Raw genomic sequence first — 22,991 nt, 5'->3', positions numbered from 1 at the left:
CTCGCCGCCGGGGACCCAGGTCCAGCGCCGCCCGGACCGCCCCGCGGCGCGGTCCGGGTGCGCTCCTCGGTCGTCAGGCGGGAGCCAGCGCCCGCTCGACCAGGGGCCGGACCTCGGTGCCCAGCAGCTCGATGGCGCGCAGCACCTGCTCGTGCGGGAGCGTGCCGACGCTCACGTGCAGCAGGAAGCGCGTGATGCCGAGGTCGCGCCGCATCGCGAGGATCTTGTCGGCCACCTCCCGCGGGTCGCCGAGGACGAGCGAGCCCTGCGGGGCGCGCATCTCGTCGAAGCTCCGCCGCGTCATGGCTCCCCACCCGCGCTCGCGGCCGAGCTGCGACATGGCCACCGCGTACGAGGGGTAGTAGGTGTCGGCCGCGGCCGACGTGCTCTCCCCCACGAAGCCGTGCGCGTGCACGGCGACCGGCAGCGGGTCGTGGCCGGCCTCGGCGACCGCTCGCCGGTGCAGGTCGGCGAGGGGGGCGAACTGGGCCGGCCGGCCGCCGATGATGGCCAGGGCCATGGGCAGACCCAGCACCCCGGCGCGCACGACCGACTGCGGGTTGCCGCCGACGCCCACCCACACCGGCAGGTCGTGGCCCTCGGTGCGGGGGTGCACCTCGACACCGCGCAGCGCGGGGCGGTGCCTGCCCGACCAGGTGACCGGCTCGCCGTCGCCCGCCGCCGCGCGGATGGCCAGCAGCAGCTCGAGCTTCTCGGCGAAGAGCTCGTCGTAGTCGCCGAGGTCGTACCCGAAGAGCGGGAAGGACTCGATGAAGGAGCCGCGCCCCGCGATGACCTCCGCGCGCCCCTGCGAGAGCAGGTCGAGCGTCGCGAAGTCCTGGTAGACGCGCACGGGGTCGTCCGAGGACAGGACGGTGACGGCGCTCGTCAGGTGGATGCGGCTCGTCCTCGCCGCCGCGGCCGCCAGCACGACCGCCGGTGACGACGCCGCGAAGTCGGCCCGGTGGTGCTCCCCGACGCCGTACACGTCGAGGCCCACCGCCTCCGCGAGCTCGACCTCCGCGACGACCTGGCGCAGGCGCTCGCCGTGCGACAGCAGGCGCCCGGTGCTCGGGTCCGGGTACGTCTCGGCGAAGGTCGTGATGCCCAGCTCGAGGGCGGGGCCGGAGGTGCTCGTGCTGCTCATCGTCGTCCTCGTCGTGTCGTCCCGGTGCCCGTCCCGCCCGCCGCGCGGGCTGCCGCGCGCGCCGGGCTCACTCCCCCTGGCGGACGCGCAGGGAGATGGCCCGCTGGGCCTCGCGGGTGTCCTGCCGCTCGCGCAGCGTCTGCCGCTTGTCCCAGTTCTTCTTGCCCTGCCCCAGCGCGATCTCGACCTTCGCGCGGCCGCCGGTGAAGTACAGCTGCAGGGGCACCACTGTCATGCCGCCCTCGCGGATCTCGGCGGCCATCTTCTCGATCTCGAGCTTGTGCAGGAGGAGCTTGCGGCGGCGCCGCACCGGGTGGTTGGTCCAGGTGCCCAGCGTGTACTCGGGGATGTGGACCGCCTCCAGCCACGCCTCACCGCGGTCCACCGAGACGAAGCCGTCGAGCAGCGAGGCCCGCCCGGCCCGCAGGGACTTCACCTCGGTGCCCGACAGCACGATCCCCGCCTCCCACGTCTCCGAGAGGTGGTAGTCGTGCCGCGCGCGGCGGTTGGACGCGACGACGAGGCGGCCGTCGTCTCCGCGCCCGCCCTTCTTCTGCGCGGTCTTGTGCCCAGCCCTCGCCATGGCGGCACCTCCTCCTCCTGCGGTCCGGGGGCCGTCGACCCCCGGACGGCCGGACGCCGGCGGTCCGGGGCGGACCGCCGGCGTCGCGGCGTCTGGCTGCTGAGTCTACGAGTCCCGTCGCGGCGACGCCGGGACGGGCGGTCGCGTCAGACCCAGTTCAGGGGGTCGACGGGGGAACCGCTGATGCGGACCTCGAAGTGCAGGTGGCAGCCGGTCGAGCCGCCCGTCGTGCCCTCGTAGCCGATGACGTCGCCGCGGGAGACCGGGCCCGAGCGCACCGCGAAGCTCTGCAGGTGCGCGTACGCCGTCGCGACGGGCTGGCCGCTGACGATGCCGTGGTTGAGCACGATGATGTTGCCGTAGCTGCCGTTGTAGCTGGCCGAGACGACGGTGCCGTCCTCGGCCGCCCGGATCGGCGTGCCGCAGCCCGAGGCGAAGTCCACGCCGTTGTGCATGCGCATGTAGCCCTTGATCGGGTGCATCCGCATGCCGAAGGGCGAGGTGACCGAGCCCTGCGGGCGCATCAGCGCGCCGCCGCTGTCGCGCCCCGCGCTGCGGCTGACGGCCGAGGGAGCGGCCGCGCGCGCGCTGGAGGCCGAGCTGGACGAGCTGGAGCCGGACGAGCTGCTGCTGCTGCGGGCAGCCTCCGCCGCCTGCGCCGCGGCGGCCGCCGCAGCCGCCTCGGCCTCCTTGCGACGCTCCTCCTCGGCGATGGCGCGAAGCTGCGCACCCAGGGAGTCGGACTCGGACTGCAGCTCCTGCAGCCGCGCCTCCTCCTCCGCCTGCCGCGACTCGATGGTGGCGACGGCCTGCTGCTGGCGGACGACGAGGGCCTCGACCTCGGCCTGCCGCTGCTCGGCGGCCTGCGTGGCCTCGGTGGCGACGGCGAGCTGGGCCTCGGCCTCGGCCTTGAGCCCGGCCACCTGCTCGCGGACGGCCACGAGGCGGTTGGTCGCGCTCTGGCGCACCGCCTCGTCCGAGCTGAGGGCCGCGAGGACGTCGGCCTCGGCGGCCGACAGGCCGGAGACGGCTGCCGTGCGCGAGGCGAAGTCGTCGGGGTCGCTGGAGCCCATCGCGAGAGCGAGGCCCTTGGGCACGCCGCTGCTGCGGTAGGAGGACGCCGCGATGTTGCCCAGGGAGCTCTTCGACTCGCTCATCGCGACCTCGGTCTCCTGGACCGACTGCTGCGCCGCCGTCTGCGCCTTCTCCGACGCGCTCAGCCGCTGGGCGAGGTCGTCCGCGGCCGCCTGGGCCTGCGCCTGCACCTGGCGCGCGAGGTCCGCCGCCGCCTGGGCACCGGGGAGCTCCTCCTGCACGGAGGCGTACTCGGCGTAGGCCGCGGTGAGCTCGGCGGACGTGCCGACCAGGTCGCCCTGCAGGGCGGACAGCGACGAGTCGACGGCCTGCTTCTCGGCGCGGGCGTCGTCCGCTGGAGCCGCCGCGGCCGGGCCCCCACCCGGCACGAGGGCGACGGCCACGGCGAGGCCGAGGGCGGCCACCACCGGGCGGACGAGGCAGCGAGAGCGCACGAGCGCTGACGTGGGGGGGAGGCTCATCGAGTCAGACCTTCAGGTAGCGGGACAGGGACACGAGAGAGGCGACGCTGGCCAGGACGATGCCGCCCAGGAAGAGCCACGGGATCGTGGCCCAGACGTCGGTCGCGGTGATGTAGTCGAACGCGGGCACCTGCTGGGCCAACCAGCCCGTGACGCCCCGGTCGACCGCGAGCAGCAGCACGCCGCCCGCCAGGGCCGCCCCGAGGCAGACGGCGATGACGCCCTCGAGCAGGAAGGGCAGCTGCAGGAACGTGCTGGAGGCGCCCACGAGCCGCATGATGCCCGTCTCGCGCCTCCGGTTGAAGGCCGCGAGCCGGATGGTCGTGCCGATCAGCAGCACGGCGGCGACCAGCATGACACCCGCGAGGGCCAGAGATCCAGCCGTGGCGGCGTTGAGGACGGCGAAGAAGGGCTCGAGGACCTCGCGCTGGTCCACGACCTCCTCCACCCCCGGGCTGCCCTGGAAGCTCTCGCTGATGACGCCGAAGCGCTCCGGGTCCACGAGGCCGACGCGGAAGGACTCGGGCAGCTGGTCGGGCGTGACCGACGCGCTCAGCTGCTCGTCCTGCGCCTGGAACTGGGCGTAGGCCTCGTCGCTGGACTCGAACTGGACCTCCGAGACGTACTGCGACAGGGGCGGGGACGTCAGCGCCGTCTGGATGGCCGCCTTGTCCTCCTCGCCGGCCGCCCCCGAGCAGCTCGCGGACAGGCTGTCCGCGGTGCACAGGAAGATCGCGACCTGGACGCGGTCGTACCAGTCGCCCTTCATGGTCGACACCTGCTGCTGCATGAGGGCGCCGGCGCCGACGAAGGTCAGCGACACGAAGGTGACCAGGACGACGGAGACCGTCATGGCCAGGTTGCGGCGCAGGCCGATGGCGATCTCGGAGAGGATGAACTGGAACCTCATCGCTGCCCCCCTCCCGGTCCCGCGACGGCCTGCCCGTCGGCGGTGAGGTCCGTCGAGACCGCACCGCGGTGGTCCACGGACAGGTCCGGCGGGGGCACGACCGGGACGGCGCCGGTGACGTAGCCGCCCTGGTGCTCGTCGCGGACCACCCGGCCGTCCACGAGCTCGACCACGCGCTTGCGCATGCTGTCGACGATGTCGTCGTCGTGGGTGGCCATCACGACGGTCGTGCCGCGCCCGTTGATGCGCTCGAGCAGGCGCGTGATGCCCAGGCTCGTGGTCGGGTCGAGGTTCCCGGTCGGCTCGTCGGCCAGCAGGATCGAGGGGCTGTTGACGATGGCGCGGGCGATGGCCACGCGCTGCTGCTCGCCGCCGGAGAGCTCGTGCGGGAGGCGCTCGCCCTTGCCCTCGAGCCCGACGAGCTCGAGCACCTCGGGGACCGCCACGGCGATGGAGGCGCGGGAGCGGCCGATGACCTGCAGGGCGAAGGCCACGTTCTGGAAGACCGTCTTGCCGGGCAGCAGCCGGAAGTCCTGGAAGACCACGCCGATCTGGCGGCGCAGGTGCGGCACCTTCCAGATGGAGAGCCGGCGCAGGTCCTTGCCGGCCACCAGCACGGCGCCGGAGCTGGCGTCGTCCTCCTTGAGCACCAGGCGGAGGAAGGTCGACTTGCCGGAGCCGGAGGCGCCCACGAGGAAGACGAACTCACCGCGGGCGACCTCGAGGTCGATGCCGTCGAGGGCGGGCCGCGCGGTGCGGTCGTACGTCTTCGTGACGTCGTCGAAGCGGATCACTGCACGTCCTGCGGGGCCGGGTCTCGGGGTCCTCAGCGGGTGGTGCGCGGGGTGGTTCGTCGACGCGGGTCTCCGGGACGGCGGTCTCCCGCCGTCCTGCTCGACCCGCCTGCGCGCCGGACGCGCAGCTCCCTGGCCGTGGACGACCATACGTCCTTGCACACCGCATGCCGAAACGCACTCCACAGGCGGTCACGATCCGCCAACGAAACGCACGCCCCGCGGCGCCGCCGGGGGCAGCGGTTCACCCGGACGAGTGACGCTCGGAGTCGTCACCCACAGCACCCGCCGGGCGTCCCGCGCGGCCCTCCCGGAGGTGCTAGGGGCCTCCGGGTCAGGCGGAGGTCTTCTCGCCCTGCCGGCGCCAGCGGATCCCCGACTCGAGGAAGCCGTCGATGTCGCCGTCGAAGACGCCGGAGGTGTTGCCGACCTCGTGCTCGGTGCGCAGGTCCTTGACCATCTGGTACGGGTGCAGGACGTAGGAGCGCATCTGGTTGCCCCAGCTGCCCGCGTCGGCGCCCTTGAGCGCGTCCAGCTCGGCCTGGCGCTCGGCGCGGGCGCGCTCGAGCAGGCGCGCCTGCAGCACGCGCAGCGCCGCCGCCTTGTTCTGCAGCTGGCTCTTCTCGTTCTGGCAGGACACGACGACCCCGGTGGGCAGGTGGGTCAGGCGCACCGCGGAGTCGGTCGTGTTGACGCTCTGGCCGCCAGGGCCCGACGAGCGGAAGACGTCGACCCGCAGGTCGTTCTCCGGGATCTCGACGGCGTCCGTCTCGGCCACGACGGGCAGCACCTCGACGCCCGCGAACGACGTCTGGCGGCGGCCCTGGTTGTCGAACGGCGAGATGCGCACCAGCCGGTGCGTGCCCTGCTCCACCGACAGCGTCCCGTAGGCGTAGGGCGCCGAGACCTTGAAGGTCGCGGACTTGATGCCCGCCTCCTCCGCGAAGGAGGTGTCGTAGACGTCGGTCGGGTAGCCGTGCCGCTCGCTCCAGCGCAGGTACATCCGCAGGAGCATCTCGGCGAAGTCGGCGGCGTCGACGCCCCCGGCCTCCGCGCGGATCGTCACGATGGCCTCCCGGGGGTCGTACTCCCCCGACAGCAGGGTGCGGACCTCCAGCCGCGCCATCGCCGTGCGCAGCTGCTCGAGCTCGCGCTCGGCCTCGGCGAGGGTCTCGGTGCGCTCGGCCCCCTCGGCGGCCTCCGCCATCTCGACCAGCACCTCGAGGTCGTCCAGCTGCTGGCCGAGGCGGTCGATCCGGTCCAGCTCCCCCTGCGCGTGGGACAGGCGGCTCGTGACCTGCTGGGCGGCGTCGACGTCGTCCCACAGGTCCGGCGCCGACGCCTGCTCGGAGAGCTCGCGGATCGTCGCGCGCAGCGCCTCGACGTCCGTGACGTCGCGGATGGACCCGTAGGTCGTCCGGAGGTCGCGGATCCGGGCGGGGAAGTCGACGGCAGCCACGGACCGGAGACTACGCCCGGCGGGCGCGCCGCCCCGTGCCCTCGCCCCGGGCAGGAGGGCTCGGTCAGCTGAAGAGGTCCCCCAGGCCGCCGCCGTTCCCGCCACCGCCCTGCGGCACCGGCTGGCCCTCGCTGGGCTGGACGACCACGAAGCCCGGCCCGGAGAACACGTACTGGAACGCCTCGCCGGTGCCGCCCCGCAGCATCGAGCGCGCGTTCAGGCTGCTGCGCAGCGTCGGCCGGAGGTTCGCCGACCACGCCACCGCCGCCTGCAGGTCCACGGACGTGGGCTGCTGCGAGCAGTCCAGCAGCACCGGCGGTCCGTCGCTGGTCAGGGCGACGGTGCCCCGCCCGCTGATCTCCAGGGTGAACAGACCGCCCGTGAGGGTCCCGGCGCCCTGGACGCGCCGGACGTCCCAGTCCAGGTCGGCGTCGAAGGCCAGCACGTTCGCGCCGTCGACGGAGATGGCGTCGCCCTCGAGCTCGACCGTGAAGACGTCCTCGGCCCGGCGGGCGAAGAAGACCTCGCCCGCGCCCGAGCAGCGCATGAGCGGCGTGTCCGCCGACGACACGAGCCGGCGCACCAGGCGCCCGACGCTGCCCGAGCCCTCGTGGTCGAAGCGGACGTCGCCCTGGAACGCGACCATCGCCCCCTTGGCCGCGAGCACGTCGGGGCCCAGGACGACCCGGGCCATCTTGTGGTTCTGACGGGTCCAGCGGGCCGAGGTCTGCTGCTCGGCGTGGGCGGGGTCGAAGAGGTGGCTGCGCACGCGCCGGACGCTAGCCGCGGCCCGGGCACCGCGGCAGCCCTTCGCTCGTGCACTCCCCCGGCTCGAGCGGCTCCCCGGGCCCCGGTGGGCGGGGGCGCGCTCACGGGGACAGGGGACGCGGGGCGGCGTCGCGGGCGCCGGGCTGGGTGGGGTGGGGCGACTGGTGCCACGGCACTGCCTCCGCGCTCCCGCGGGGCTCGCGCCCCGCGGGGGCTGCTCGGCTCACGTGCCGTGGCACCAGCCGCCCCACCCCCCTGGACGTCACCTCGGTGCCGGTCACCAGGGTGCGGGTCACCGGGTGCGGGTCACCGGGTGCGGGTCAGCGGGTGCGGCTCACCGGGTGCGGGTCACCGGGTGCGGGTCACCGAGTTCGGGTCACGGGTTCGGGTCACGGGTTCGGGTCACCACGACGCAGAGCACCGGGCCTGATGCACCGCGGCCCAGGTCACCAGGGCGCCGCCGGGGCGACTGCCGCCCGGACGACGGAGAGCCCGCCACCGGCGGTGGCGGGCTCCCGGGTCAGGCGCGGGCGAGGGCAGCGGCGGTCTCCGCGCGCCGCCGGGCGCCGGCAGCGCGCTCGGTGGCACGCAGCGCCCGGCGCTCGAGCCGGTCGGCGGCGCGCAGCGCCAGGGCGTCGGTGAGGCGCCGCTCGTCCCGGGCCCCGCGCAGCGCGCGGGCGGTGAGCGTCGAGGAGCTGACGGGCTGGGTCGTCGGCCGGGCGAGGACCCCGGCGGGGTCGGGCAGGTGGTCGGGAGGACGGGCGGGGCGGGTGCTCACGGCGAGCGCTCCTCAGGGGCGTCCCGCGCCGCGCCCGACGGGGGTCGGGGGCGACGCGGGTGTGCGGGCTGGTGGACGAGCGGGCGGGAGCGGTCAGGCGACCGCGACCGGGTGCTTGCGGGGGCGGCCGCGGGGCCGCTTGCGCGCGATGACGGCTCCCCCGTCGAAGATCTCGCCGCCCCAGACGCCCCACGGCTCGCGCCGGTCGAGGGCACCGGCGAGGCAGGCCTCGCGCAGGGGGCAGGGGGCGCACCGGGTCTTGGCCTCCTCCAGGACGGCGGGGGCCTCGGCGAACCACAGGTCGCCGTCGCCGTCCCGGCACGGGACGGCGCCGCGGTCGTCCGGACCGGTGGGAGGGGGCTCGAGCATGGCCGTGAGCTGCACGGTTCTTCTCCTGGTCGTGCTGCCCGAGGTCGTCGGGCGGGGGCGGTCAGGAGGAGCCGCGGCGCAACGGGTGAGGCCGCGGCTCCCGGGTCGGGAGCCGCGGCCTCGGCAGGGCCTCGAGCGCGGGCCTAGGGGGCCGTGGCGCTCGGAGCGCTGCCGGGGACGGGGGTCCCGCAGGAGCGGAGGTGGCGGAAGCCGTCGACGGCCCCCGCCACACGGGCGAAGTCGGTCATGAGGTGGGAGGTCGAGCTGCCGCGGCCGGAGGACGCGGAGCCCTCGCGGACCTCTGCGCCGGTCAGCTCGCGGCCGCCGGGCTCCGCGGAGCCGCGGTCGCCGCGCCGGGGACGGAGCTCTCCTCCGAGACCCAGCGGGATGAAGGCGATCTGCGAGCCGCCCGCCTTGGAGGCGGTGCGGTCGGCCGCCAGGGCGAGGCAGACCCCACCGGTGCCGGAGTCGGCGACGGGGAGGACGTTCCCGACGCGGTCGACCGTGCGGACGTCGTACGTCGTCGTGCTGACCACCGGGGACCACCTCCTCCACCTGGGCGCCGCCCGCGGTCGCGGGGGCGCGCTCCTGCGCTGCCGGAGCAGACGCTAGGGGAGCCGCCGCGGCGCGCACAACGCCTTTTCCGCGCGGACCCGCGGACGGTGGTCGGGCAGGAGGCGGGGGGCACGGCGCGGGTCACGTCCGAGGGCCGCTGCGCCCGAGGCGCGAGCCCCTGCACGAGCGGCGGGACGGACCCCGCCGCTCGTGCAGACGCGGCGTCGCCGCGGGCCGTGGTGGGGGCTCGGAGCGCGGGCTAGGAGCCGGCGGCGAGCAGCGCGAGGACGTCCTCGCCGTACTTGTCGAGCTTGGCGGGGCCGATGCCGGCGATGGCGGCCAGCCCGGCGGTGTCGGAGGGACGCGCCTCGGCGACCGCCACGAGGGTGGCGTCGGTGAAGACGACGTAGGCGGGCACCTTCGCCTCGGCCGCCGTGCGCGAGCGCCACTCCCGCAGCGCCTCGAAGACGCCCTCGTCGTAGGTGGGCGGGCAGTCCTCGCAGCGGCCGGTCTTGCGCGCGGCGGCGCTCGTCAGCGGCTCGCCGCACGTGCGGCACCGGCTGAGGGCGGCGCTGCGGCGGCCCCCCGAGCGCGACCCGCGGGTCGAGCCGCTGCCCCGGCCGGGCGCCGCGTCGGAGGACGAGGACGGGCGCAGGCCGTCGAGGAAGCGCGAGGGCTTGCGCGAGGCCCGCCCGCCCGGGGTGCGCGAGAGGGTCCAGGAGATGACGAGCCGCTCGCGGGCGCGCGTGACGCCCACGTACAGCAGGCGGCGCTCCTCCTCGACGGCGTCGGCGTCGTCAGCGGCGAAGGAGATGGGCATCAGCCCCTCGGAGAGGCCGACGAGGACGACGGCGTCCCACTCCAGGCCCTTGGCGGCGTGCAGGGACGCCAGGGTCACGCCCTCGACGACGGGCGCGTGCTGCGCCGCGGCGCGCTCGTCGAGCTCGGCGACGAGCTGCGGCAGGCGGTCGTCGGGGCGGGCGGCCGCGACGTCGTCGGCGAGCGCGACGAGGGCCTGGAGCGACTCCCACCGCTCGCGCACCGCACCCGAGCCCTCGGGGGCCTTCTCGGCCCACCCGGCGCCGGAGAGGACGTCGCGCACCAGGGCCCCCAGGGGCTGCTCGCCGTCGTCGGAGCGCGCAGCGCCGCGCAGCAGCAGGACCGCGTCGCGGACCTCCTTGCGGGCGAAGAAGCGCTCACCGCCGCGCAGCAGGTAGCCGATGCCGCGGGCGGCCAGGGCCTGCTCGAGGGGCTCGGACTGGCTGTTCGTGCGGAACAGGACGGCGATCTCGCTGGCCGGGTGGCCCTCCGCGATGCGCGCCTCGACCCAGGCGGCCACCCGGGCCGCCTCGGCGTCGTCGTCGGCGTTCTCCCAGAACTCCGGCGCCGGCCCGGCCGGCCGCTGGGCCACCAGCTCCACGCGGGCGCGGGTGGCGGAGCGGGGCGCGCGGTCCAGCAGGCCGTTGGCGAGACCGACCACCTGCGGGGTGGAGCGGTAGTCGCGCACGAGCCGGACCGTGCGCGTGCCGGGGTGGCGGCGGTCGAACTCCAGGAGGTGCTTCGGGTCCGCCCCCGCGAAGGAGTAGATGGTCTGGCTGGCGTCGCCGACGACGCACACGTCGTCGCGCTCGCCCAGCCAGAGCTCCAGCAGGCGCTGCTGGAGCCCGCTGACGTCCTGGTACTCGTCCACGACGAGGTGCCGGTACTGCGAGCGGACGGCGCGGGCGACGTCCTCCCGCTCCTCCAGGACGCCGACCATGAGCAGCAGGACGTCCTCGAAGTCGATGACGCCGCGGTCGGTCTTGACCTCCTCGTACCCGCGCAGCACGCGCGCGGCGGCGAGGTGGTCCAGCCCGGCGGGGGCCGCCCGCCCGCGGCGCCGGGCCTCCTCGGGGTAGGCGTCCGGCGTCAGCATGCCGACCTTGGCCCACTCGACCTCGGCCGACAGGTCGCGCACCGCGGCGCGGTCCACCCGCAGGCGCAGTCGCGAGGCGGCCTGCGCGACCAGCTGCGCCTTGTGCTCGACCAGCGGCGGCAGCGCCCCGCCGACCACCTGGGGCCAGAAGTACTGCAGCTGCCGCAGCGACGCGGCGTGGAACGTGCGCGCCTGGACGCCGGGGACGCCGAGGTCGCGCAGGCGCGTGCGCATCTCGGCGGCAGCGCGGGCCGTGAACGTGACCGCCAGCACCTGCTGGGGCTGCCACGCCCCGGCCAGGGCGCCGTGCGCGATCCGGTGGGTGAGGGCGCGCGTCTTGCCCGTGCCAGCCCCCGCGAGCACGCGCACCGGCCCGGACAGGGCCTGGGCGACCTCGCGCTGCTCGGGGTCCAGCCCCTCCAGCACGGCGTCGGGGTCGCCCGGGCGGGCGAGGGGGGCGGCAGCGGAGAGGTCGGTCATGGCGGGCCCATGCTCGCACCGCTCGCCGGCGGGTCGAGGACCGTCCACCACCGCGGTGGACGACGCGCGGGCGGGAGGGGCTGTGGACGAGCCCTCGCCGGCCCGTGCCGCGGGCGGATGACGTGCGGGGGTCCGCGCGTTGAGGGGTCCGACAGCGCGCAGCAGGCGGTCGCCCCCGGCCGCCGCCGCTGACCGCGCCGCCGAGCACGTGAGACCGCGACAAACCCGAGGAGACCCGATGAGCGCGACCACCGAGCACCGCCCCGCCGAGGGCGGCGTCACCATGTTCACGACGAGCTGGTGCGGCTACTGCCGCAACCTCAAGCGGCAGATGGACCGCGAGGGCATCTCCTACCGCGAGGTGAACATCGAGGAGGTCGCCGGCACCGCCGACTTCGTCGCCGAGGTGAACGGCGGCAACCAGACCGTCCCGACGCTGCTGTTCTCCGACGGCACGACGGCCACCAACCCCTCGCTCGCCGAGGTCAAGAGCCGCCTCTGACCCGCTCGCGCCGTGCGCCCGGCCCCGCTGCCCCCGGGGCGGCGGGGCCGCGGCGCATCGCGGGGCCCCCGGCCGAGACGCACCGCACATGCGGCCGGGCCAGCCCGCGCCGACCCGACACGGCCGCCCACCGGCCGCTGGACCGCTCGCGGAGGAGGACGGACGTGCCCCGACGGCAGCAGCCCAGCCACCGGACGGACTCGGTCGAGCCGCTCGACGTGCGGGCGCTCGCCGAGCGGGTGGCCGACCGCGCGATGACAGCGTCGCTGGCCATGCGCGCGGACCCCGCGGCCGGGGCGGCGGTGCGCGTCGGCGTCGACGCGGCCGTGCCCGCCGACGGGGAGCTCGTGGGCGACGCGGTCGCCGAGGCGCTCGCCGCGCAGGGCGCCGGCGTCCTGCGCGTGCGGGCGCGGGACTTCCTGCGGCCGCGGTCGGTGCGCCTGGCGGCCGGCCCCGCCGACCCGGGCACCGGCTACGAGGCGTGGACCGACCACCTCGGGCTGCGGCGCGAGGTCCTCGACCCGCTCGGGCCCGGGGGCGCCGGCACGTGGCTGGCGACGCTGTGGGACGAGGCCGCGGACCGGGCCACCCGCGCGCCGCGGCGCACCGCGGCGCCCGGCTCCGTGCTGGTGCTCGACGGGCCCTACCTGCTGCGGTGGGAGACCGCCGACGCGCTCGACCTGTCCGTGCACCTGCTGGTCTCCGACGCCGCCGTGCGGCGCCGGCTGCCGGCCGTCGACGCCGAGCGGCAGACCGGCGCGTGGGCGCGCTACGTCGAGGAGACCGATCCCGCGCCGCGGGCCGACCTCGTGGTGCGGGCCGAGGACCCGCGTCGGCCCGCCCTCCTCACCGGCGACGTGCCCAGCGCCTGGGCCTGAGCCCGGCTCCCCCGACCCCGGCTCCCCCGACCCCGGCTCCCCCGACCCGGGCGGCCGCCCGCGCGCCGCTCACCAGGACGGGCGGGCGGGGAGCTCCTCGCCGTACCACTCCTCCACCAGCCGCAGGGCGATCGACGTCGACGGCGGCAGGAGCACCTCGCCGGAGGTGACCGCCTCGGCCAGCTGGGCGCGGGTGAACCAGCGGGCGTCGGAGATCTCGACGTCGTCCACGCGGACGACCGTGGAGACGGCGCGGGCGGTGAAGCCGAGCATCAGGGAGGCGGGGAAGGGCCACGGCTGGCTGCCCTCGTAGCGGACCTCCCCGACGACGACGCCGACCTCCTCGAGGACCTCCCGGCGCACCGCGGCCTCCAGCGGCTCCCCCGGCTCCACGAAGCCCGCCAGCGCCGAGAAGCGCCCCTCCGGCCACAGCGCGTTGTGGGCGAGCAGGAGGCGGTCGTCGCCGTCGACGACGGCCATGATCACCGCCGGGTCGGTGCGCGGGTAGTGCTCGCTGCCGTCCACGGCGCACGTGCGGGTCCAGCCCGACGTCGTGACGCGCGTGCGCGACCCGCACCGCGGGCAGTGCGGGTGCACCCGGTGCCAGTTGAGGACCCCGACCGCGGCCACGAGCAGCCCCGCGTCCCGGTCGTCGAGGTCGGCGGCCACGGATCGCAGACCGGCCCACTCCTCGTCGCCGGAGCGCACCGGCCACCCCGCCGCGTCCGCGACCTCCTGGTCGTCCGGGACCTCGACGGCGACGTGCGCCGTGCCGTCGTCCTCGCGCCCCAGGTAGACCACGGGGGCGTCCTCGGGCAGCGCGCGCGCCACCTGGTGCGGGGGCACGAGCTCGAGGGCCGACCCCAGGGCGCGTGCCCGCACCGGCGCCGAGCCGTCGGGGCGCACCCGCAGCACCCGGGTGGCCTGGTCGGCCCACAGGGCGGCCAGCAGCTCGGGGTCGGTGCGCCGCTCACCGTCCCGGTCCACCGTCGAGCGGGAGAGCAGGAGGCTGCGCAGCGGGCTCACCACGCCACCGTAGGCGGGACCGCGCGGGGCCACCGGGCCCGGGCCCCGCGGCCGGCCGACGGGCCGGGGGCGGGGCGCCCGGACCCGCGCTCGGGCGGGGGAGCCCGGCGACGGCGCTCGTCTCCCCGCCCGGAGGTGCGGGGCCCCCGCGGGCGTCTACCGTGTGCCGGTGCCCCGCTCCCCCCTCGTGCTCGCGGCCCTCGCCAGCGCCGCCGTCCCCGGGCTGGTGCTGCAGGGGACGCGGCGGGCCGGCGTCGAGGACGGCGTCGGCGAGGACGTCGACGCCGCCGTCGTCACCGACGCCTCCGGGAGCGAGTGGGTGGTGCGCGCCCCGCTGGACGCCGCCTCCGGCCTGCTCCTCGACCAGGAGTCCTCGCTGCTGCGCCGCTTCAGCTCGCTGGGCGAGGACGTCCTCCCGTTCGCCGTCCCCGACCTCGTCGGGTCCGCCTCCCTCAAGGGGGGCGGTCGCGCGGTGATCCACCGCCGACCGCCCGGGCGCCCGCTGCACCCCGGCGACCTCCGCCCGGGCCCCGGGCTGTCGTCCTCCCTCGGCACCGCGCTGGGCCGCCTGCACGACCTGCCGCCCTCGACGGCCGAGGAGGTCGGGCTCCCGGCCTACACCGCCGAGGAGCACCGCGAGCGCCGGCTGGTGGAGCTGGACCGCGCCGCGAGCACCGGGCAGGTGCCCCCCGGCCTGCTGAGCCGGTGGGAGAAGGCCACCGAGGACGTCGGCCGCTGGCGCTTCTCGCCGTGCCTGGTCCACGGGGACCTGACCCCCGAGCGCGTGCTCGCCGAGGGGCGGGACGTCGTCGCCGTCGTCGAGTGGGGCGAGGCCCGGGTCGGCGACCCGGCCGACGACCTCGCCTGGGTCGCCGTCGGCGCCGACACCGACGCGCTCGACACGGTGCTCGAGGCCTACGCGGTCGCCCGCCACGAGCCGCCGGACCGGCACCTGCCGGTGCGCGCGCAGCTCTCCGGCGAGGTCGCGCTCGTCCGCTGGCTGCTCCACGGCGTGCGCACGGACGACGCGGGCGTCGTCGACGACGCCGTGCAGATGCTGCGCGACCTGGACTCCGACGTCGGGGGCGAGGCGCTCTGAGGCTGCGCGTCGCCACCGCCAACATCGCCTCCGGCCGCGGACCGGGGACCGCGGCCGGCGCTCCCGAGCCGGACGCCCCCGTCGAGGGGGCGACCGAGCCCTCGCTCGGGAGCCACCTGCGCGACCCCGACGCGCTCGGGGCCGCCCTGGCCGCCCTCGTCGACGTCGCGCCCGACGTCCTCGCCGTGCAGGAGCTCGACGTGGGCGCCGCCCGCTCCGGCGGGGTCCACCAGCCCGCCGTCGTGGCGCGCGTCCTGGCGGCCGCCGGCGGCGAGGTCGACTGGCGCTTCGCCCCCACGGTGCTCGGCGTCCCCGGGTCGGGCGGCGAGCAGCTGCCCGTCGCCGGCCGGCTCGAGGACCCGCTGTGGCCCGAGGACGAGCAGCCGCGCTACGGCACCGCCCTGCTCGTGCGCCGGCCGGTGCGCCGCTGGAGCGCCCTGCCGCTGCGAGCGGGCGGCTTCCCGCTGCCCCTGCCCGTGCGGCACCCGGACTCCGGGCGCCCCGGTGTGCTCGTCGTCCAGGACGAGCCGCGCGTGGCCGTGGCCGCCGAGCTCGACGGCGTGACCGTCGTGGCCGCCCACCTCTCCTTCGCGCCGCCCGTCGCGGTGCGCCAGCTGCGGGCCGTGCGCACGTGGGCCGCCCGCCTGCCCGGCCCCGTGCTGCTCGTGGGCGACCTGAACCTCCCGGGCGCCGCCCCGTCGCGCCTGCTGCGCGCCCGGGCGCTCGTCACGCGGGACACCTACCCGCTGCCCTCGCCGAAGCGGCAGCTCGACCACGTGCTCGCCCTGCCGCCGCTGGGCGACCGCCGCGGCTCCGCCCTGCTGCCGTGGCGGACCGGCGAGGTGGCCCTCGACCTGGGCGTGGGCGACCACCGCGCCCTGTGCGTCGACCTCGAGGTCCCGACCCACCGCTGAGCGGCGCACTGCGGCGAGCCGTCCCCCGGCCGGCCCCCCGGCTCAGCCCTCGAGCGGGGCGCTGCGCAGCACCGCCAGGAGCGCCTGCTCGTCGAGGCCCTCGACCGGGCGGACCGTGCTCCCGGTGGCCGCGTAGAAGAAGGCCGCGGAGACGTCCTCCAGGGGGACGCCGACGACGCGCGACCAGGCCAGGCGGTAGACGGCGAGCTGCACCGCGGCGGCGCGCTCGTCCCCCGCCCCCGGCGGGCGGCCCGTCTTCCAGTCGACGACCTCGTAGCCGCCCGACGGCGTCCGGAAGACCGCGTCGACGCGACCGCGCAGCACGGTCCCGTCCACGGGGGTCTCCACGGCCACCTCGACGGCCACGGGCACCCGCGAGGCCCACTCGGACGCCTCGAAGGCCGCCTGCAGGGCGGGAAGCGCGGCGTCGTCGGCCGCCCCCTCGTCCTGCGCGCCCGGCAGGTCGTCCAGGTCGACGAGCGCCGCCGCCCCCCAGCGCTGCTCCAGCCAGGCGTGGAAGGCGGTGCCGCGCCGCGCCGCGCGCGCCGGGGGCGCGGGCATCGGGCGGCGCACCGCGAGCGCCAGCGCCTGCGGGTCGCGCGCCATCGCGACGACGCGGGAGGCCGACAGGTGCGCCGGCAGCTCGACGTCGCGCACCGGCCGGCGAGCGGCCGCCCGCTCGGCGAGCAGCAGGTCGACCTCGCGCGTCCACTCCGTAGCCGGCTGCTCACCGAGCGGCGCCGTTCCGGACGACGCGCCGGCCAGCACGGCGCGGACGGCCTCCGCCGCGCCGCGCAGCGCCTCCGGCGGCCCGGAGGGGTCGGGCCAGGGCGCCGTGACGGCGTCCGGGGGCGGCGCGCCCTCGCCCGTCTCCGCCGCCGAGCGCTCGAGGTCGGCCAGGACGTCGGGACCGAGGGCCGCGGCCACCTCGAGCAGGAAGCGCGAGGGGCGCACCGGGGTCTTGCGGCCCGGCGTCCAGGAGGCCCCCGAGAGCAGCAGCAGGTGCCGGGCGCGGGTCAGGGCCACGTAGGCGAGCCGGCGCTCCTCGTCGACGGCGTGGGCGCCGCAGTCCTGCTGGAAGGCCGTCGTGCGCGCGGTGAGCTCCTCCAGCGAGCGCGCCGTGCCCCACTGCCAGCGCGGCAGCGACGCGGCGTCGCCCCGCAGGTCGTACGGCAGCGCGTCGAGCCCGACGAGCCAGCCGGACCCGGTGTCCGGAGCCCCGGCGCGCCCCCCGCCCACCCGGCTGGGGAACGTGCCCTCGGCCAGGCCCGGGACCGCGACCACGTCCCACTCCAGGCCCTTGGCCGCGTGCACCGTGAGGACCTGCACCGCGGTGCGGCTGGGCTCGACCTCGTCGGGCTCCCCGACGGGGTCGTCCTCCTCGGCCTGCTCCAGACCGCGCTCCCGGGCGGCCGCGGCGTCGACCCAGGCGAGGAAGCCGCCGAGCGACGCGCCCCGGGCCGACTCGGTGAAGGACGCCGCGACCTCGGTGAGCGCGTCCAGCTGCGCGCGCGCCGACGACGGCGAGGCCCCGGGGGCCGCGGCGAGCTCGACGTCGAGGTGGGTCGTGCGGACGACGTCGGCCACGAGGTCGGGCAACGGCTGGCCGCTGCGCGCGCGCAGGCCCGCGAGCTCGCGGGCCAGCCGGACGAGGCGCCGGTGGCCCTCGGGCGAGAGCCCGCGCTGCGGGCCGCTGCCCGGGCGGTCTCCCGCCAGGGCGGCCAGCGCCTCGACGAGCCCCGCGGCCTCCGAGGGCTCCGGCCGGTCGCGGCGGGTCCCCGGAGCCCCGGCGTCCTCGGCCGACGGCACCCCCTCGGGCCCGACCTCGCCGGCGGGGTCGGCCTCCGGGGCGGGCTCGACCGCACCGACGGGGTCGTCCGCGAGGCGACGGGCCCACCGCCCCAGGGCGCGCAGGTCGCGGGGCCCGAGGTGCCAGCGCGGCCCGGTGAGCAGCCGCGCGAGGGCGTCGCCGCGCCCCGGGTCGTGCAGCACGCGCAGCACCGCGAGGACGTCCAGGACCTCGGGCCGCTCCAGCAGCCCGCCCATGCCGACGACCTCGACGGGCAGCCCCCTCGCCCGCAGGGCCTGCTCGACGGCCGGGATCTGGGCGCGCCGACGGCACAGGACGGCCGCCGTCGGCTGCCCGCCCGGAGCCCGCCACGCGCGCTCGACGCCCTCGGCGAGCGCGTCGGCCTCCGCGACCGACGTCGCGCTCCACGACGCGCGGACCTCGCCGCGCCCGGCCTCCGGCCGCGCGGCCAGCGGCGGCACCAGCGGTGCACCGGTGCCGCGGGACCGACCGGGGCCGGGGACCGCGGGCCCGCTGCCGGTCGCCGGGTCGGCTCCGGCCGGAGCGGGCACCACCGGCGCGGCGTCCACCGGGTCGGTGCCCACCGGGTCGGTGCCCACGGGCGCGGCGTCCACCGGGTCGGCGTCCACCGGGTCGGTGCCCACCGGGTCGGGGACCGGACCGCGCAGGGGCGCGGAGACCGCGTTGGCGGCGACGAGGACCTCCTCGTCGTTGCGCCAGCTCGTCGACAGGTGCAGCACCGGCGCCGGCGCGCCGTCCGCCCGCGGGAACTGGGCCGGGAAGCGCTCGAGCGTCCCCGCGCTCGCCCCGCGGAACCCGTAGATGGACTGGTGCGGGTCCCCGACCGCCGTGACGGGGTGCCCGCCGCCGAACAGGTGGCGCAGCAGCTCGAGCTGGGCGTGGCTGGTGTCCTGGTACTCGTCGAGCAGCACGACGTCGTAGCGCCCGCGCTCGACCGCGCCGACGGCCGGGGCGCGGGCGGCCGCCCGGGCGGCCAGGCGCACCTGGTCGCCGAAGTCCAGCGCCTCGGCGGCGGCCTTGCGCTCGGCGTAGGCGTGCAGCAGCGGCACGAGCGCGCGGCGGGCCCGCAGCGCCGAGACGGCCCTGCCGACCGGCGAGGACGGCGTCGGCCGGGCCGGCGCACCGCCGGCGTCGTCCTTGGGCAGGTAGCCCACCCGCTCCAGCACCTCGCCGAGGGCGGCGTCCAGCGCCTCGGGCTCCACGAGGTGCTCGGCGCCCTCCGCGGCCAGCGCGAGGACCCCCTGCACGACCGTCGAGACGGCGGAGTCCACGCCGGGCAGGTCGCCCGTCCACCGCTCGACCACCTCCGACGCCAGCTGCCAGGCCGCCGCCTCCCCCAGCACCCGCGCGCCCGGCTCGACGCCGACGCGCAGGCCGTGCTCGGCCAGGACGCCCGCGGCGTAGGAGTGGTAGGTGGCCACGACGGGCTCGCCCTCGGGCACCACCAGCGCGCCGTCCCCGCGCGCCGCCAGAGCGGCCCGCAGCCCGCGCAGGCGCACGCGCACCCGCTCGGCCAGCTCGCCGGCGGCCTTGCGGGTGAAGGTGAGGCCGAGCACCCGGTCGGGGGCCACCTGGCCGGACACCACGAGCTGGACCACCCGCGCCGCCATCGTCTCCGTCTTGCCGGACCCGGCGCCCGCCACGACGAGCAGGGGCTCCAGCCCGGCCTCGACGACCGCGCGCTGCTCGGGCGTGGGCGGGTGGCGCCGCAGGAGCCGCGCCACCGCCAGCGCGTCCAGCGACGGAGCGGCGGGCGCGGGCTCCTCACCGGGCAGCTCGAGCAGCAGCTGGTCGCCGTCGCCGGACGGACGACCCGCGGCCGGGCTCACGGGGCCACCTGCCGGCCCTCGGCGCGCACGGGGCAGGAGGTGCGCACCGGGCACGTGCGGCACGTCGGGCCGTCCTGGGCGGGGAAGACGGCGCCCGCCATGCCCTCCGCCGTGCGCAGGACGAGGTCGCGCGCCCACCCCGGGTCCTCGGCCGCCTCCAGCGGCGGCTGCGCCTGCTCGGCGTGCTTGGCCCGGCTCGGGTGCACGTTGACGAGCCGCGCGCCGCCGCTGCGGCGCGCGAGCGGCTCCTGCGACGCGCTCGCCGGCTCCGCGGGCGCGACGACCTCGTCGAAGGCCCCGGCCTCGACCGCCGCCTGGTAGGTGCCCAGCTGCGGGTGCTGCGCGAGGTCGTCCTTCTTCGCCGCGCTCCCGGTCTTCAGGTCCACGACGACGAGGCGGCCCTGGTCGTCGCGCTCCAGGCGGTCCACCCGTCCGGTGAGCAGGGCCCGCCCGACGGCGACGCGCAGCTCGACCTCCGTGCCGACGAGCTCGCGCCCGCCGGACGTCGCCAGGTAGGGCGCGAGGTTGTCGAGCATCTTCTCCGCGCGGGCCCGCTCCCGGCGGCCCGGCCAGGTGTCCGGGGCGCCGAGCTCGTGCCAGCGGCGGTCCAGCTCGGCGCCCAGCGCGGCGCGGTCCGCGTCGGGGGCGTGCGCCGCGATGTCGTGCACCAGCGTGCCCACCCCGGCCGAGGACGACTCCTGCGCGAGCGCGCCCGAGGCCTCGAGGACCCAGCGCAGGGGGCAGGCGCCGTGCTGCTCGACCTTGGACGGCGAGACGGGCACGCGCTCGTCGCCGGGGTGCAGCGGCCCGGGGTCGCTGAGCGGGGGCAGGCCGTACCAGTCGTCGGGGTCGGCCCCCGGGACGCCGGCGGCCGCCAGGCGGGCCAGCTCGACCGCGGCGGCGGCGCGGCGGTCGCCGTCCACGGCGCGCCCGGAGCCGTCCCGCCCGCCGTCGGGCGTGGTGAGCACCTGGCGCAGCTCGGCCACGAGCGCCGGCAGCGACACCTGGCGCGGCACGCGCGTGCGCTCCTCGACGTCGGCGTCGGCCTCGGCTCCCGGGGCGGGAGGGAGGGGCGGCACGACGACGTCGAGGAAGGGCGAGGGGCGCTGGTCGCCGTCCGCCACAGCGGTGCAGACCAGCCGCCGGCGGGCCCGGGAGACGGCGACGTGCAGGAGCCGGCGCTCGTCGGCCAGCACCTGCGCGCGGACGCCGGGCCCCCGGGACGAGCCGTCGCCGCGCCCGGCGAGCAGGTCGACGAGCGCCTGGGCGCCGAGCAGGCCGTCGCGCACGCGGGTGTCCGGCCACACGCCGTCCTGCAGCCCGGCGACCACCACGAGGTCCCACTCGCCGCCCGCCGCGGCCTGCGGCGTCAGCAGGGCGACGCTGCCGCCCGCGGGCGCCCGCTCGGCGAGGGTGTCGGCCGGCAGGTCCTGCCCGGCGAGCTGGGCGAGCAGCGCGCGCGGCCCGCGCACGACGGCGGAGTCGGCGAAGCGGGCGACGGCCTCGAAGAGCGCCACGACGGCGTCGAGGTCGCGGTCGGCGCGGCGCCCCGCGGCACCGCCGGCCAGGGCCTGGTCGCGCCAGCGCGGACCGAGCCCGCTGGCCGACCACAGCGCCCACAGGACCTCCTCGGCGTCGCCCGGGTCGGCGGCCCCCGGGGGCGGGTGCCCCGGCGTCCGCGCCCCGGCGGAGGTGTCGGGCTCCAGCACCTCGAGGGGCGGCAGGGCCGCCCGCGTGGCGCGCAGGACGCCCAGCACGGCCGCCGCGGGGGCGACGTCGCGGTCGTCCTCGGCGAGCACCCGCGCCGCCACCGGGCCCGCCTCGTCGGCCAGGAGGCCGACGAGGAGCTCGTCGCTGCTGCGGACGACCCCCGCGGGCGCCACCTCGCGCTCCAGCGCCCGCAGCCGGCGCCGCAGCCGGCGCAGCGAGACCGGGTCGGCGCCGCCGAGGGGCGAGGTGAGCAGGGCGACGGCCGCGTCGGCGTCGAGGTGCTCGCGCGTGCCGGCGCGCAGGTCCAGGGCCACCGCGAGCGCCAGCAGGAGCGGGCGGACGGCGGGCTCGTCGCGCACGGGCACGCCGGGGCCGGTCTCCCCCACGGGGACCCCCGCGCCGGCCAGCGCCCGGCGCAGGCTCCCCGTGCGCCCGGCGCTGCGGACGACGACGGCCATCCGGCCCCAGGGCACGCCGTCCAGCAGGTGCGCCTCGCGCAGCACGTGCGCCGCGTACGCGCCCTCGGCGGCGGACGACGCCAGCACCGCGCGCGAGAGCGCGGGGCGGCCCGGCCGCGACGCCGCGTCAGGGGACCCGGCGGACCCGGACTCCGGGGACCCGGCCTCCGGCCCGTGGGCACCTGGGGACCCAGCCCCCTCGGAGCCAGCCTCCGAGGAGGCCGCCGGGGCGTCGGCGGGCCCCGCGGACGGCTCGGCGCGGCGCTGGGCGACCAGGCCCGCGCTCGGGACGCCGTCCGCCACCCGGCGCACGGCGGCCGCCAGCTCGGGGCCGCAGCGGTGGCGGGTGCCGAGCACCACCACGCGCGAGCGCGACGCCAGCTCGACCAGGTGCACCGGGTCCCCGCCGCGGAAGGACTGCGTGGTGGAGTCCGGGTCGCCGGTGACGACGAGGTCAGGCGCGACGCCCCCCGGGCTCAGCGCGTCCAGGAGCCGCGCCACGGCGGCGCCGGCCTCGTGGTGGTCGTCCACCCCGACCAGCGTCCACCGGGCGCGCTCGGCGTCGGCGACGTCGGGGTCGTCCTCGAGCAGGCGCGCCGCGGCGTCCACGAGCGCGGAGGGGTCGTGCGCCCCGCCGCCGCGCAGGGCCGCCACCTCCTCGTACTCGGCCAGCACCGAGGCAGCCGCGACCCACTCCGGCCGCTCGGCGGTGCGCCCCAGCTCCTCGAGCTCCTCGGCCGTCGTGCCCCTCTCCAGGCAGCGCATGACGAGGTCGCGCAGCTCGTCGCGCAGCCCGCGCAGCCCCGTGCCCGCCGGCCCCAGCGCCGGCAGGACGGCAGCGGGCCAGCCGGGGCGACGCCCCTGCCCGTGCGCGTGGCCGGACAGCAGGTCCGCCAGGACCCTGTCCTGCTCGGGACCGGAGACCAGCCGCGGCGAGGGCTCGCCGCGCTCGAGCGCCGTGCGGCGCAGCAGGGAGAAGGCGTAGGCGTGCCAGCTGCGGGCCGCGGGCTCGACGGCGGTGCGCTGCAGCCGCGCGCCCACCCGGTCGCGCAGCGAGGCCGCCGCCAGCCGCCCGGGGGCGAGCAGGAGCACCGAGCCGGGGTCGGCGCCGGAGCGCTCGACGCGGGAGGCCACGAGCTCGACCAGCGCGGTGGTGCGACCGGTCCCCGGCGCGCCCAGGACGACCAGCCGCCCCGACCCGGGCGCGGCGTCGACGACGCGGCGCTGGTCGGCGTCGAGGACGACCGGGCGGGCGGCCCCACGGGGACGGCGCACGAGCCGCACGGGCCCCGCACCGGAGCCGGGTCGGGTCCGGGGGGCTGCTGCGCGCTCCTGCTCCACCACGCCGTCACCCAAGCACGAGCCACCGACGACCGGACCCAGGAGCGGACCCGGGAGCGGACCCGGGGCCGGCACCGGAGACCGGCACC

Annotated in this window: 18 protein-coding genes; 4 read left to right on the top strand and 14 right to left on the bottom strand. The window is 77.9% G+C overall.

The window, feature by feature from the left end; all coding sequences use genetic code 11:
- Nucleotides 1–73: 73 nt before the first annotated feature.
- From Q0848_RS01020 to Q0848_RS00970, 11 genes are all read right to left on the bottom strand, one after another.
- Nucleotides 74–1,147 (bottom strand): LLM class flavin-dependent oxidoreductase, encoded by a 1,074-nt coding sequence (locus tag Q0848_RS01020; protein WP_299033524.1) that lies wholly within the window; start codon nt 1,145–1,147, stop codon nt 74–76.
- Between the two features lie 67 nt (nt 1,148–1,214).
- Entirely contained in the window at nt 1,215–1,730 is a 516-nt protein-coding gene (gene smpB / locus Q0848_RS01015) for an SsrA-binding protein SmpB (protein WP_299033522.1), read from the bottom strand.
- Between the two features lie 146 nt (nt 1,731–1,876).
- Complete coding sequence (locus Q0848_RS01010; protein WP_299033520.1) at nt 1,877–3,286, bottom strand: M23 family metallopeptidase; 1,410 nt, start codon at nt 3,284–3,286, stop codon at nt 1,877–1,879.
- A gap of 4 nt (nt 3,287–3,290) precedes the next feature.
- Nucleotides 3,291–4,196, bottom strand: coding sequence for a permease-like cell division protein FtsX (gene ftsX, locus Q0848_RS01005; protein ID WP_299033518.1), 906 nt, complete (start codon nt 4,194–4,196; stop codon nt 3,291–3,293).
- Nucleotides 4,193–4,990: a cell division ATP-binding protein FtsE gene (gene ftsE / locus Q0848_RS01000; RefSeq protein ID WP_366146343.1), complete on the bottom strand. Its 798-nt coding sequence runs from the start codon at nt 4,988–4,990 to the stop codon at nt 4,193–4,195. The genes ftsX and ftsE overlap by 4 nt, the downstream gene beginning before the upstream one ends.
- 334 nt (nt 4,991–5,324) lie before the next feature.
- Nucleotides 5,325–6,449: a peptide chain release factor 2 gene (prfB, locus tag Q0848_RS00995; RefSeq protein WP_299033516.1), complete on the bottom strand. Its 1,125-nt coding sequence runs from the start codon at nt 6,447–6,449 to the stop codon at nt 5,325–5,327.
- Between the two features lie 64 nt (nt 6,450–6,513).
- Nucleotides 6,514–7,218, bottom strand: coding sequence for an AIM24 family protein (locus Q0848_RS00990; protein WP_299033515.1), 705 nt, complete (start codon nt 7,216–7,218; stop codon nt 6,514–6,516).
- A 519-nt stretch (nt 7,219–7,737) separates the two neighbouring features.
- A complete protein-coding gene (locus Q0848_RS00985; protein WP_299033514.1) occupies nt 7,738–7,995 on the bottom strand; it encodes a hypothetical protein in 258 nt (85 codons plus the stop codon).
- A gap of 93 nt (nt 7,996–8,088) precedes the next feature.
- On the bottom strand, nt 8,089–8,364 hold the full coding sequence (locus tag Q0848_RS00980) for a WhiB family transcriptional regulator (protein ID WP_366146364.1): 276 nt from the start codon (nt 8,362–8,364) through the stop codon (nt 8,089–8,091).
- Between the two features lie 143 nt (nt 8,365–8,507).
- Nucleotides 8,508–8,900 (bottom strand): hypothetical protein, encoded by a 393-nt coding sequence (locus Q0848_RS00975; protein ID WP_299033511.1) that lies wholly within the window; start codon nt 8,898–8,900, stop codon nt 8,508–8,510.
- 278 nt (nt 8,901–9,178) lie between these two features.
- A complete protein-coding gene (locus tag Q0848_RS00970) occupies nt 9,179–11,314 on the bottom strand; it encodes an ATP-dependent DNA helicase UvrD2 (protein WP_299033509.1) in 2,136 nt (711 codons plus the stop codon).
- Nucleotides 11,315–11,552: 238 nt separating this feature from the next.
- Here Q0848_RS00970 and Q0848_RS00965 point away from each other — a divergent pair, with 238 nt between their 5' ends.
- Nucleotides 11,553–11,816 carry a mycoredoxin gene (locus Q0848_RS00965; RefSeq protein WP_299033507.1) on the top strand — a complete coding sequence of 88 codons (264 nt, stop codon included), beginning with the start codon at nt 11,553–11,555 and terminating at the stop codon, nt 11,814–11,816.
- A gap of 164 nt (nt 11,817–11,980) precedes the next feature.
- Nucleotides 11,981–12,694, top strand: coding sequence for a hypothetical protein (locus Q0848_RS00960; protein ID WP_299033505.1), 714 nt, complete (start codon nt 11,981–11,983; stop codon nt 12,692–12,694).
- A 69-nt stretch (nt 12,695–12,763) separates the two neighbouring features.
- Here the strand turns inward: Q0848_RS00960 and nudC are convergent, their stop codons facing one another.
- Nucleotides 12,764–13,720, bottom strand: a complete 957-nt coding sequence (gene nudC, locus Q0848_RS00955; RefSeq protein ID WP_299033503.1) for an NAD(+) diphosphatase — start codon at nt 13,718–13,720, stop codon at nt 12,764–12,766.
- Between the two features lie 169 nt (nt 13,721–13,889).
- Here nudC and Q0848_RS00950 point away from each other — a divergent pair, with 169 nt between their 5' ends.
- Entirely contained in the window at nt 13,890–14,819 is a 930-nt protein-coding gene (locus tag Q0848_RS00950; RefSeq protein ID WP_299033502.1) for a phosphotransferase, read from the top strand.
- On the top strand, nt 14,717–15,733 hold the full coding sequence (locus Q0848_RS00945) for an endonuclease/exonuclease/phosphatase family protein (protein WP_366146363.1): 1,017 nt from the start codon (nt 14,717–14,719) through the stop codon (nt 15,731–15,733). Before Q0848_RS00950 ends, Q0848_RS00945 begins: the two co-directional genes overlap by 103 nt.
- Before the next feature lie 42 nt (nt 15,734–15,775).
- Here the strand turns inward: Q0848_RS00945 and Q0848_RS00940 are convergent, their stop codons facing one another.
- On the bottom strand, nt 15,776–19,393 hold the full coding sequence (locus Q0848_RS00940) for a UvrD-helicase domain-containing protein (RefSeq protein WP_299033498.1): 3,618 nt from the start codon (nt 19,391–19,393) through the stop codon (nt 15,776–15,778).
- Nucleotides 19,390–22,905, bottom strand: coding sequence for a UrvD/REP family ATP-dependent DNA helicase (locus Q0848_RS00935; protein ID WP_299033496.1), 3,516 nt, complete (start codon nt 22,903–22,905; stop codon nt 19,390–19,392). The genes Q0848_RS00940 and Q0848_RS00935 overlap by 4 nt, the downstream gene beginning before the upstream one ends.
- Between the last annotated feature and the right edge of the window lie 86 nt (nt 22,906–22,991).

It is taken from the genome of uncultured Pseudokineococcus sp. (assembly GCF_947495735.1).
Taxonomy (GTDB): Bacteria; Actinomycetota; Actinomycetes; order Actinomycetales; family Quadrisphaeraceae; genus Pseudokineococcus.
The sequence above is the reverse complement of the archived record's forward strand: the minus strand, read 5'-3'. Positions and strand labels throughout refer to the sequence as shown.

Excerpts from the sequence above, each read along its gene's own strand:
- Q0848_RS00980 (WP_366146364.1), bottom strand. The coding sequence starts at position 8,364 with ATGCTCGAGCCCCCTCCCACCGGTCCGGACGACCGCGGCGCCGTCCCG.
- Q0848_RS00965 (WP_299033507.1), top strand. The coding sequence starts at position 11,553 with ATGAGCGCGACCACCGAGCACCGCCCCGCCGAGGGCGGCGTCACCATG.
- Q0848_RS01010 (WP_299033520.1), bottom strand. The coding sequence starts at position 3,286 with ATGAGCCTCCCCCCCACGTCAGCGCTCGTGCGCTCTCGCTGCCTCGTC.
- ftsX (WP_299033518.1), bottom strand. The coding sequence starts at position 4,196 with ATGAGGTTCCAGTTCATCCTCTCCGAGATCGCCATCGGCCTGCGCCGC.
- Q0848_RS00970 (WP_299033509.1), bottom strand. The coding sequence starts at position 11,314 with ATGACCGACCTCTCCGCTGCCGCCCCCCTCGCCCGCCCGGGCGACCCC.
- smpB (WP_299033522.1), bottom strand. The coding sequence starts at position 1,730 with ATGGCGAGGGCTGGGCACAAGACCGCGCAGAAGAAGGGCGGGCGCGGA.
- Q0848_RS01020 (WP_299033524.1), bottom strand. The coding sequence starts at position 1,147 with ATGAGCAGCACGAGCACCTCCGGCCCCGCCCTCGAGCTGGGCATCACG.